The sequence below is a fragment of the Streptomyces odonnellii genome (genome assembly GCF_000981895.1).
GTDB classification, from domain to species: Bacteria; Actinomycetota; Actinomycetes; order Streptomycetales; family Streptomycetaceae; genus Streptomyces; species Streptomyces odonnellii.
Genome location: NZ_LATD01000416.1, coordinates 1 through 11,116, shown reverse-complemented (window position 1 = coordinate 11,116; position 11,116 = coordinate 1). Strand labels below are relative to the sequence as shown.

The window sequence follows — 11,116 nt, the reverse complement described above, 5'->3', positions numbered from 1 at the left end:
AGCCGTACGGTCGTCAGCGCGGGCACCGCGTCCACCGCGAACGGCAGGTCGTCGAAGCCCGCCACCGATACGTCCTGCGGAATGCGCAGCCCTTGCTCGCGCACCGCCGCGCACGCCCCCAGCGCCACCGTGTCATTGGCGGCGACCACGGCCGTCAGATCCGGCGCGCGGCGCAGCAGTTCCAGCGTCGCCTCGTATCCCGAGCGCCGGGTGTACGGACCGTGCACCGTCAGCCGCTCGCGCTCCTCGTCCGTCCCGCCGGCCGGCCATCCCCCGGCCGGCCCCGCCGCCGCCATCGCCGCCCAGTGCCCCTCCAGCCGGTGCCGAGTCGTCGTACGTTCCAGGGGCCCCGCGACATAGCCGATCTTCCGGTGCCCCAGCGCCAGCAGATGTTCCGTCAGCCGCCGTCCGCCGCCCCGGTTGTCGAAGGCCAGCGCCGCCACGATCGCGTCGCTGTCCGCCAGCGGCGGGCGCCCGCACAGCACCACGCGCGTCCCGGCGTCCGCGAGTCTGGCCAGCTTCGAGGTCATCGCGGCGGTGTGCCGCGGGTCTTCGAGAGCCCCGCCGGTCAGGATGACGGCCGCGGCCCGCTGGCGCTGGAGCAGGGTCAGATAGGTCAGCTCGCGCTCGGGTGAGCCGCCCGTGTTGCAGACGATCGCGAGTTTCTCGCCACCCGCCCTGCCGGTCCCTTCCTGGCCGCCGATCTCGGTCTGGGCGGCCCCGGCCATGATCCCGAAGAACGGGTCGGCGATGTCGTTCACCAGGATGCCCACCAGGTCGGACGTCGCGGCGGCAAGCGAACTGGCGGGCCCGTTCAGCACGTAGTCCAGCTCGTCCACCGCCCGCAGCACACGCTCCCGAGTGGCGGCGGCCACCGGGTAGTTGCCGTTCAGTACACGGGAGACGGTGGCGGGCGACACCCGGGCGCGGGCCGCCACATCCGCCAGGGTGACTGTCATCTGCTTCCTCCGAGGGGTACGAGGGTGATCTCCGAAGGCCTGCGCGGGAGATCGGGGCGGGCTCTTGTACCGGCCGCTGTCGCAGGCTAGCTTTCTACTTCATAGAAAGCGCTTGCTACGGTGGTATGGAGGGAACTTCGTGACACGCAGGACAGTGCGGATCGCCATGAACGGCGTCACGGGGCGCATGGGATACCGGCAGCATCTGATCCGTTCCGTCCTCGCGATCCGCGAGCAGGGCGGACTCGACCTCGGCGACGGCGATGTGCTGTGGCCGGAACCCGTCCTTGTCGGCCGCCGTGAACACGCCCTCAAGGAGATCGCGGAACGGCACGGACTCACCGAGTGGTCCACCGACCTCGACACCGTGCTGGCCGACCCCACGGTCGACATCTACTTCGACGCCCAGGTCACCTCCGCCCGCGTCGAAGCCCTCAAGAAGGCGATCGCCGCGGGCAAGCACCTCTACGCGGAGAAGCCCACCGCGACCGGCCTCGACGACGCCCTTGAACTCGCCCGGCTCGCCAGGACCGCCGGAATCAAGCACGGCGTCGTCCAGGACAAGATCTTCCTGCCGGGGCTGCTCAAGCTGAAGCGCCTGGTCGACGGGGGCTTCTTCGGTGAGGTCCTGTCCGTGCGCGGCGAGTTCGGCTACTGGGTGTTCGAGGGCGACTGGCAGCAGGCGCAGCGACCCTCCTGGAACTACCGCGCCGAGGACGGCGGCGGCATCACCGTCGACATGTTCCCGCACTGGGAGTACGTCCTGCACGAACTGTTCGGCCGGGTCACCAGCGTCCAGGCGCACATCACCACACACCTTCCGCAGCGCTGGGACGAGCAGGGCAAGCCGTACGCCGCGACCGCGGACGACGCGGCGTACGGGATCTTCGAGCTGGACGGCGGCGCGGTCGCGCAGATCAACTCCTCCTGGACGGTCCGGGTCAACCGCGACGAACTGGTCGAGTTCCAGGTCGACGGCACCCACGGCTCGGCCGTGGCGGGTCTGCGCCGCTGCCGTGTCCAGCACCGGAGCACCACCCCCAAGCCGGTCTGGAACCCTGATCTGCCCGTCACGGAGCCCTTCCGGGAGCAGTGGCAGGAAGTCCCGGACAACACCGAGTTCGAGAACGGCTTCAAGGCACAGTGGGAGCTCTTCCTGCGCCATGTCGCGCTCGACGAGCCCTACCACTGGGACCTCCTCGCGGGCGCGCGAGGTGTGCAGCTCGCCGAACTCGGGCTGCGGTCGTCGGCAGAGGGATGCCGTCTGGACGTACCGGAGTTGACGCTGTGACCCTGCTCCTGCCCTCCGCCGACGGCGGAACCCGTCCGTACACACCACGCCAGGAGCCCGCCTCCTTCAACGCGTCCTTCGCCGCCGGACGGGCTTCAGTAGGAGGCGCACTAGGCGGACGGGCGCCGCTCGCGTCCCGTACGGTCTTCGCCGCGGCTCATGTCGTCGCCGACCCGTACGCCGACACCGCCCCCGGAGCGCCCGCCGCCGTCGACTGGGACGCCACGCTCGCGTTCCGCCGCCACTTGTGGTCGCACGGACTGGCGGTCGCCGAGGCCATGGACACCGCGCAGCGCGGCATGGGCCTGGACTGGGCGGGCGCCGCCGAGCTGATCCGCCGCTCCGCCGCCGAGGCGAAGGCGGCCGGCGGCCGGATCGCCTGCGGGGCGGGCACCGATCAACTGCCGCCGGGAACCGCCCCCCTGGACGCCGTACGCAGGGCGTACGAGGAACAGCTCGCGCTCGTCGAGGAGAGCGGCGCTCAGGCCATCCTGATGGCCTCACGGGCCCTTGCGGCGGCCGCGCGGACCCCCGATGACTATCTCGGTGTGTACGCCCCTCTTTTGAGGCAGGCCGCAGGACCGGTCGTACTGCACTGGCTCGGCCCGATGTTCGACCCCGCTCTGGAGGGCTACTGGGGCAGCCCGGACCTCGACGCGGCCACGGAGACCTTCCTCCAGGTCGTCGCCGAACACCCCGACAAGGTCGACGGGGTGAAGATCTCCCTGCTGGACGCCGGCCGCGAGATCGAGCTGCGCCGCCGCCTTCCGGAGGGCGTGCGCTGCTACACGGGCGACGACTTCCACTACCCGGAGCTGATCGAGGGCGACGAACAGGGCTTCAGCCATGCCCTCCTCGGCATCTTCGACCCGCTGGGGCCACTGGCCGCGCAAGCCGTCCGCGCCCTCGACACGGGCGACACGAAGGGCTTCAGAGAGCTTCTGGACCCCACTGTCGAGCTGGCCCGCCATCTGTTCCGGACACCTACCCGCTTCTACAAGACGGGCGTGGTTCTGCTGGCTTGGCTGGCCGGCCACCAGAGCCACTTCGCCATGGTCGGCGGCCTCCAGTCGGCCCGGTCACTGCCGCATCTCGCGCGCGCCTACGAACTGGCCGACGGACTCGGGCTGTTCCCCGATCCGGCACTGGCCGAGGCCCGGATGAAATCGCTGCTGTACGTGTACGGAGTACACCAATGACCGGCTTGTCGGGCGAGAGCGCCCTGACCCGCTTCAGCGTCAACCAGATGACGGTCAAACAACTCACACTTCCCGAACTGACCGAAGCGTGCGTACGCCTCGGTGTGCCCGCTGTCGGCCTGTGGCGTGAACCGGTCAGGGCGTACGGAGTCGAGGCCGCCGCCAGGCTCGTACAGGACGCCGGGCTCACCGTCACCACGCTCTGCCGGGGCGGCTTCCTCACCGCGACCGAACCGGCCCGGCGCGCCCAGGCGCTCGCCGACAACCGCGCCGCGATCGACGAGGCGGCAGCCCTGCGCACGGACACCCTTGTCATGGTCTGCGGCGGGCTTCCGGAGGACAGCCGTGACCTGTGCGCGGCACGGGAACGGATCGCCGACGCGCTGGCCGAGCTGGCGCCGTACGCGGCGGAGCGGGGCGTCCGGCTCGCGATCGAGCCCCTGCATCCGATGTTCGCGGCCGACCGCTGTGTGGTCTCCACCCTCGACCAGGCCCTCGAACTGGCAGAACGCTTCCCGGCCGACCAGGTCGGGGTGGTCGTGGACACGTACCACATCTGGTGGGACGACCGGGCCCCCGCGGCTGTCGCCCGGGCCGCCGACCGGATCTTCTCCTTCCAGCTCGCCGACTGGACGACCCCGCTCCCCGCAGGGGTGCTGAACGGGCGCGGCCAGCTCGGGGACGGCGCGATCGACCTGCGCGCCTGGCGGGAACGGGTCGACGCGGCGGGCTACGCGGGCCCGGCCGAGGTGGAGCTGTTCAACGACGGACTGTGGGCTCGGGACGGCGTGGAGGTGCTCGCGGAGGTCATCGACCGGTACGTCCGGCACGTGCGCTGAAATCACTCTGCGAAACCGTGCAACCCTTTCCGGGTGACATGAGTCGTACTCGTCATCAGGGCCTTCGGGGGAAGGGATCCGGGGGGATCGGAAGGCCCTGATGACAGGGGGAGCGCGCGGGGCCCGGTCAATCGGACCGGGCCCCTTGTAGTCCCGGTGATTCCAGGAACCACTGGCGCGGGCCGGAGTTGTCCACAGGCCCGCGGTGATGTCGGAGCCGGGCGGTAGCGTCGGGGCATGTCCAGTCCAGCGGTGCTCGAAGCCGTTCTTGAGCGGATCACCTACGCCAATGAGGAGAACGGCTACACGGTCGCGCGCGTCGACACGGGCCGCGGCGGCGATCTGCTCACCGTGGTCGGCGCGCTGCTCGGCGCGCAGCCGGGCGAGTCCCTGCGCATGGAGGGCCGCTGGGCCTCGCACCCGCAGTACGGCAAGCAGTTCACGGTGGACAACTACACAACGATCCTGCCGGCCACCATCCAGGGCATCCGCCGCTATCTGGGCTCCGGTCTGATCAAGGGCATCGGCCCGGTGTTCGCCGACCGGATAGTCGAGCACTTCGGCCTCGACACCCTCGACATCATCGAGCAGGAGCCCAAGAAGCTGATCGAGGTGCCGGGCCTCGGTCCGAAGCGTACGAAGCGGATCGCCGCGGCCTGGGAGGAGCAGAAGGCCATCAAGGAGGTGATGGTCTTTCTGCAGGGCGTCGGAGTCTCCACCTCCATCGCCGTCCGCATCTACAAGAAGTACGGGGACGCCTCCATCTCGGTCGTCAGGAACGAGCCGTATCGCTTGGCGGCCGATGTCTGGGGCATCGGCTTCCTCACCGCCGACCGGATCGCCCAGGCCGTGGGCATTCCGCACGACAGCCCTGAGAGGGTCAAGGCGGGCCTGCAGTACGCCCTGTCCCAGTCGACCGAGCAGGGGCACTGCTTCCTGCCCGAGGAGCAGCTCATCTCGGACGCGGTGAAGCTGCTCGCCGTCGACACGGGGCTGGTCATCGAGTGCCTGGCCGAGCTGGCGGGGGAGGACGAGGGGGTCGTACGGGAGACGGTGCCGGGACCGGACGGCGGCGAGCCGGTCACCGCGGTCTATCTGGTCCCGTTCCACCGCGCGGAGCTGTCCCTGTCCGCCCAGTTGCTGCGGCTGCTGCGCACCGGAGAGGACCGGATGCCGGCCTTCCGCGACGTGGCCTGGGAGAAGGCGCTGACGTGGCTGGCGGGCCGTACGGGCGCGGAGCTGGCCCCCGAGCAGCGGCAGGCGGTCCGGCTGGCGCTCACCGAGAAGGTCGCCGTCCTGACGGGCGGTCCCGGCTGCGGCAAGTCCTTCACGGTCCGCTCGATCGTCGAGCTGGCGCGGGCCAAGAAGGCCAAGGTGGTGCTGGCGGCGCCCACCGGGCGGGCGGCCAAGCGGCTCGCGGAGCTGACCGGCGCCGAGGCGTCCACGGTGCACCGGCTGCTGGAGCTGAAGCCGGGCGGGGACGCGGCGTATGACCGGGACCGGCCGCTCGACGCCGATCTGGTGGTGGTCGACGAGGCCTCGATGCTCGATCTGCTGCTGGCCAACAAGCTGGTCAAGGCGGTGGCGCCGGGCGCGCATCTGCTGCTGGTCGGGGATGTGGACCAGCTCCCCTCGGTCGGGGCGGGCGAGGTCCTGCGGGATCTGCTGGCCGAGGGCGGTCCGGTGCCGAAGGTCCGGCTGACCCGGATCTTCCGGCAGGCCCAGCAGTCCGGTGTCGTCACCAATGCCCACCGCATCAATTCCGGGGTGCAGCCCATCACCCAGGGCCTCTCGGACTTCTTTCTCTTCGTCGAGGACGAGACGGAGGACGCGGGCCGGGTCACGGTCGATGTCGCGGCCCGCCGTATTCCCGCCAAGTTCGGGCTCGATCCCCGGCGCGATGTCCAGGTCCTGGCGCCGATGCACCGGGGCCCGGCCGGCGCGGGCGCGCTCAACGGTCTGCTCCAGCAGGCCATCACCCCCGCTAGACCGGATCTGCCCGAGAAGCGGGTGGGCGGCCGGGTCTTCCGTGTCGGCGACAAAGTCACCCAGATTCGCAACAATTATGAGAAGGGGGAGAACGGGGTCTTCAACGGCACCGTTGGCGTGGTCACCTCGCTCAACCTGGACGATCAGCGCCTGACGGTGCTGACGGACGAGGACGAGGAGGTGCCGTACGACTTCGACGAACTGGACGAGCTGGCGCACGCGTACGCCGTCACGATCCACCGCTCGCAGGGCAGCGAGTATCCGGCCGTGGTCATCCCGGTCACCACTGGTGCCTGGATGATGCTCCAGCGCAATCTGCTCTATACGGCCGTCACACGCGCCAAGAAGCTGGTGGTGCTGGTCGGTTCCCGCAAGGCCATAGGGCAGGCGGTACGGACGGTCTCGGCAGGCAGACGCTTCACCGCGCTCGACCACCGGCTCGCGGGGACCCTCATGGGGACTTCCACAACCAGGGCGAAGGGGGCAGGATGAGCACCCCGGCGGCACTGAGTGCCGCCAAAAGGCCGAATGGCCGACCCCGAGTGCACTCTCCTGAGCCAAATGGGGGATGGTAGAGACAGTCAGGGCACCTCGAAGAAGAGGCACTACGTCGGTGAGGGATGACGTGAGCGAGAAACGCGACAACGCGGTAGTACTGCGGTACGGCGACGGCGAGTACACCTACCCGGTGATCAACAGCACCGTCGGCGACGAAGGCTTCGACATCGGGAAGCTCCGGTCCCAGACCGGCCTGGTCACCCTGGACAGCGGCTACGGCAATACCGCAGCCTACAAGTCCGCCATCACCTACCTCGACGGCGAACAGGGCATCCTCCGCTACCGCGGCTATCCCATCGAGCAGCTCGCCGAGCGGTCCAGCTTCGTCGAGGTGGCGTATCTGCTGATCAACGGCGAACTGCCGACGGTCGACGAGCTCGCCGCGTTCAAGAACGAGGTCACGCAGCACACGCTGCTGCACGAGGACGTCAAGCGCTTCTACGACGGATTCCCGCGCGACGCCCACCCCATGGCGATGCTGTCCTCCGTGGTCAGCGCGCTGTCCACGTTCTACCAGGACAGCCACAACCCGTTCGACGACAAGCAGCGCCACCTCTCCACGATCCGGCTGCTCGCCAAGCTGCCGACCATCGCCGCGTACGCGTACAAGAAGTCGATCGGCCATCCCTTCGTCTACCCGCGCAATGACCTCGGGTACGTCGAGAACTTCCTGCGGATGACCTTCTCGGTCCCGGCCCAGGAGTATGTGCCGGACCCGGTGGTGGTCTCGGCGCTCGACAAGCTGCTGATCCTGCACGCGGACCACGAGCAGAACTGTTCGACCTCCACCGTGCGCCTCGTCGGTTCCTCGCAGGCGAACATGTTCGCCTCGATCTCGGCCGGCATCAGCGCCCTGTGGGGCCCGCTGCACGGCGGCGCCAACCAGTCGGTGCTGGAGATGCTCGAAGGCATCCAGGCCTCCGGCGGCGATGTCGACAGCTTCATCCGCAAGGTCAAGAACCGGGAAGACGGCGTGAAGCTCATGGGCTTCGGGCACCGCGTCTACAAGAACTTCGACCCCCGGGCGAAGATCATCAAGGCGGCGGCGCACGATGTCCTCTCGGCGCTCGGCAAGTCCGACGAACTCCTCGACATCGCGCTCAAGCTCGAAGAGCACGCGCTGGCCGACGACTACTTCGTCTCCCGCAAGCTCTACCCGAACGTGGACTTCTACACCGGTCTGATCTACCGGGCCATGGGCTTCCCGACCGAGATGTTCACCGTGCTGTTCGCGCTCGGCCGCCTGCCCGGCTGGATCGCCCAGTGGCACGAGATGATCAAGGAGCCGGGCTCGCGCATCGGCCGTCCGCGCCAGATCTACACCGGCGAGGTCCTGCGTGACTTCGTCCCGGTCGAGGCCCGCTGACGTCGAAACCCGCTGACGCGGCCGTCCCGCGCCGTACGGCACCTGTCGTACGGCCGGTACGGAGCGCCTCGCGCCATGCGTACGGAGCGAAAAGCGCCCCGCTGCCGATCCCCCCACGGGTCGGCGAGCGGGGCGCTTTCCATATCCCCGGAGCGGATTCCCCCCACGGGATCCGGGCCGGGCGTCTGCCGTAACCAGCAGCGGCTTGCTCGCGCGGTCTGACCGGGGTACGTACGGGAGGGCCGCTCAAAGCTCCCCAATGCACGTGCCCCGGTCAATCGCTTGTCCTAGATGTCCCCCAAGACATCTCTGACATCCCTTCGAACGTCCCCCAAGACGTTCTCTGGCATTGTCCTCTTAGACTCGCGAGCCCCCCGGATGGTTACCCCTCAATCTATGTGATCTAGATCTCTTTGTGAAGGTCCTGTGGCTCATGTGAAGGACCATCGATGCAAAGATTTCGTAACCCCTGAGGAGCCGGGGCGTTGGGCGTCCTGAAGGGCGGAATTCAGGCTTGACCGGCCAGTTCGTACCCCGCCTCGTCGACGGCGGTGCGGACGGCGTCCTCGTCGAGCGGGGTCCTGGATACCACAGTCACCTGTCCGGTGGTGGCCGACGCCGCTACGGAGACGACACCCTCGATCCCGGAGATCTCGCTGGAGACGGCGCCCTCGCAGTGGCCGCAGGTCATGCCCGTCACCTGGTAGACCGTGGTGATCCCGCCGGTCCGGTCGGCGGGCCCGCCGTCGTGGCAGGAGCCGGTGGGCGAGCAGCAGGAGCCGGTGGTTCCGGCGGGCTCGGTCTTCGCCTCGGTGGTCATGGCGTTCTCCTTATCGGGTTTTCGGGGATGCCGACGGTCGCGCCGATGAATCATACCCCTAGGGGGTATGAAGGTGAACGCCTGCCCCGTGCCATTCACCGGCGCTCCGTCAGCGGTCTCCGACCAGCGGTTCCAGGTAGCGGAAGAGAACCGTCTTCAGCTCCGCGGTGTAGGCCTCCCGCTGGTCCGGCTCCGCGGCGAGGACCAGATCCAGGCCGGACTTGAAGATGACGAAGGTCGTCTGTGCGATGCGGGTGATGTCGGGCTCCGGTGCCGCGGGGAGATAGCCGGCCAGTATCTCCTCGACCCGGGTGAGCATCGAGGAGTGCAGGGCGTCGTGGTCCCGGGCGATACGGCCGGGAATGTCGGGGCCGTGCATCAGCGCGGAGAAGGCCGGATTCTCGTAGTTGAACTGGATCAGCGGGTCGAGAACGGCGTCCAGGAGCTGGTCCAGGGGCAGTTCGAAATGGGCGGGGACGAATGCCTGCCCGTACGACGCGCGCCAGCGGGCCAGGAGCTGGTCGCCCAGCTCGACCGCGATGGCCTCCTTGTTCGGGAAGAACTGGTACAGCGTGCCCGGGGAGACGCCGGCCTCCCGGGCGATGGAGTTGGTGCTCGCCGCGGCGTAGCCGGTGGTGCAGAAGACGTGGGCCGCGGCTTCGAGGAGCTGGGCGATGCGGCGCTCGCCGCGGGCCTGCCGCCGGCGTGGTTTCCCCGCCTCCGTGGCGTCGCTCTTCGGCTCCGGCATGGATATCCCCGGCTTTCCTGGATCAGTTGACAAACGCGAGTGGTCGCTCGCATTCTTGATTAATGCGAGCGATGACTCGTGTTTGCCAGTCTATGGCAATGGCTGACCCGTGCCACGGGTCACGGTGAAGGGGACACCGCACCATGTCCGAAGTCAACACCGGCCCTCGTGTCGGGGGCTGGACCCGGTTCGTCACCGCGCGGCCCAGGCTCTCCCTGCTGGTCGCGCTGGTGATCACGGCCCTGGCGGTGTTCGCCGGGAGCGGGGTCGCCGACCGGATGGGCAGCGGTGGATGGGAGGACCCGGACGCCGAGTCGACCTATGCGACCAAGGCGCTGGAGCGGGAGTTCCCCGCCTCCGAGCCGAATCTGCTGCTCCTGGTCGACAGCGGCAGCCGGGGCGTGGACGATCCCGCCGTGGCAGCCGAGGCGAAGCGGCTCACCGACCGGCTGGCGGCCGAGAAGGGCATCACCGGCGTCGGCTCCTACTGGGGTACGGGCGCGCCCGCGCTGCGCGCCGAGGACGGGCGGGAGGCGCTGATCGCGGCCCGGATCGAGGGCGACGAGAAGACCGCCGCAGGGATCCTGGACCGGATAGCCCCCGAATTCCGCGGCAAGCACGGGCCGTTGGAGGTCTCGGTCGGCGGGCCCGTCGCCGTGCGGCACGAGATGCAGAGCATCATCCAGGAAGACCTGATGAGGGCCGAGCTGATCGCCCTGCCGGTCACGCTGGTGCTGCTGGTGATGGTGTTCGGCAGCGCGGTCGCCGCGCTGCTGCCGCTCGGCGTCGGCATCGTCGCCATCCTGGGGACGAACGCGGTGCTGCGCGGCATCACCGAGTTCACCGATGTCTCGGTCTTCGCGCAGAACCTCACCACGGCTCTCGGGCTCGGACTGGCCATCGACTATGCGCTGTTCATCGTCCGCCGGTTCCGTGAGGAGTTGGCCGAAGGCGCCGAGGTGCGCGATGCCGTGAGCGCCACACTGCGCACCGCGGGGCGCACGGTGCTGTTCTCGGCGCTGACCGTCGCGGTGTCGCTGGCCGCGATGCTGGTCTTCCCGCAGTACTTCCTCCGTTCCTTCGCCTATGCCGGGATAGCGGTGGTGGTGCTGGCCGCGGCAGCCGCGCTGATACTGCTGCCGGCCGCGCTGATACTGCTGGGGCACCGAGTCAACTCCCTGGATCTGCGGCGGCTGGTGCGCCGGGGCCGGCGTCCCTCCGCCCGGGCGGAGGGGGCCGGGTGCGGCCTGTCGGCGGCGCTGGTGATGCGGAGGGCGCCGCTGTTCGCGATCGCCACGACGGCCGGGCTGGTGCTGCCCGGACTCCCGTTCCTGGGAGCCCAGTTCG

At 69.3% G+C, this 11,116-nt stretch carries 9 protein-coding genes; 6 read left to right on the top strand and 3 right to left on the bottom strand.

Going from position 1 to position 11,116, the window contains the following annotated elements; genetic code table 11:
• Positions 1 to 959 (bottom strand): LacI family DNA-binding transcriptional regulator (locus WH07_RS31580; RefSeq protein ID WP_046507741.1); only part of this gene is annotated, 959 nt, incomplete at its 3' end.
• 139 nt (positions 960 to 1,098) lie between these two features.
• Between WH07_RS31580 and WH07_RS31575 the strand changes: the two genes are divergently transcribed.
• The 5 genes from WH07_RS31575 to WH07_RS31555 all read left to right on the top strand — a co-directional run bounded on the left by WH07_RS31575 (position 1,099) and on the right by WH07_RS31555 (position 8,201).
• Positions 1,099 to 2,250, top strand: coding sequence for a Gfo/Idh/MocA family protein (locus tag WH07_RS31575; protein WP_046507739.1), 1,152 nt, complete (start codon positions 1,099 to 1,101; stop codon positions 2,248 to 2,250).
• Positions 2,247 to 3,449, top strand: a complete 1,203-nt coding sequence (locus WH07_RS31570) for a dihydrodipicolinate synthase family protein (RefSeq protein ID WP_046507736.1) — start codon at positions 2,247 to 2,249, stop codon at positions 3,447 to 3,449. Before WH07_RS31575 ends, WH07_RS31570 begins: the two co-directional genes overlap by 4 nt.
• Positions 3,446 to 4,288 (top strand): sugar phosphate isomerase/epimerase family protein, encoded by an 843-nt coding sequence (locus tag WH07_RS31565; protein WP_046507733.1) that lies wholly within the window; start codon positions 3,446 to 3,448, stop codon positions 4,286 to 4,288. The genes WH07_RS31570 and WH07_RS31565 overlap by 4 nt, the downstream gene beginning before the upstream one ends.
• A gap of 237 nt (positions 4,289 to 4,525) precedes the next feature.
• Complete coding sequence (gene recD2, locus WH07_RS31560; protein ID WP_046507730.1) at positions 4,526 to 6,769, top strand: SF1B family DNA helicase RecD2; 2,244 nt, start codon at positions 4,526 to 4,528, stop codon at positions 6,767 to 6,769.
• Positions 6,770 to 6,902: 133 nt separating this feature from the next.
• Positions 6,903 to 8,201: a citrate synthase gene (locus tag WH07_RS31555; protein WP_046507727.1), complete on the top strand. Its 1,299-nt coding sequence runs from the start codon at positions 6,903 to 6,905 to the stop codon at positions 8,199 to 8,201.
• Between the two features lie 508 nt (positions 8,202 to 8,709).
• Here WH07_RS31555 and WH07_RS31550 read toward each other — a convergent pair.
• On the bottom strand, positions 8,710 to 9,021 hold the full coding sequence (locus WH07_RS31550) for a heavy-metal-associated domain-containing protein (protein ID WP_046507725.1): 312 nt from the start codon (positions 9,019 to 9,021) through the stop codon (positions 8,710 to 8,712).
• A gap of 109 nt (positions 9,022 to 9,130) precedes the next feature.
• A complete protein-coding gene (locus WH07_RS31545) occupies positions 9,131 to 9,769 on the bottom strand; it encodes a TetR/AcrR family transcriptional regulator (protein ID WP_046507723.1) in 639 nt (212 codons plus the stop codon).
• Positions 9,770 to 9,912: 143 nt separating this feature from the next.
• On the opposite strand from WH07_RS31545, the gene WH07_RS31540 reads away from it, so the two are divergent.
• The coding region (locus WH07_RS31540; RefSeq protein ID WP_046507720.1) for an MMPL family transporter at positions 9,913 to 11,116 on the top strand (1,204 nt) is incomplete at its 3' end.

Excerpts from the sequence above, each read along its gene's own strand:
- WH07_RS31565 (WP_046507733.1), top strand. The coding sequence starts at position 3,446 with ATGACCGGCTTGTCGGGCGAGAGCGCCCTGACCCGCTTCAGCGTCAAC.
- WH07_RS31550 (WP_046507725.1), bottom strand. The coding sequence starts at position 9,021 with ATGACCACCGAGGCGAAGACCGAGCCCGCCGGAACCACCGGCTCCTGC.
- recD2 (WP_046507730.1), top strand. The coding sequence starts at position 4,526 with ATGTCCAGTCCAGCGGTGCTCGAAGCCGTTCTTGAGCGGATCACCTAC.
- WH07_RS31545 (WP_046507723.1), bottom strand. The coding sequence starts at position 9,769 with ATGCCGGAGCCGAAGAGCGACGCCACGGAGGCGGGGAAACCACGCCGG.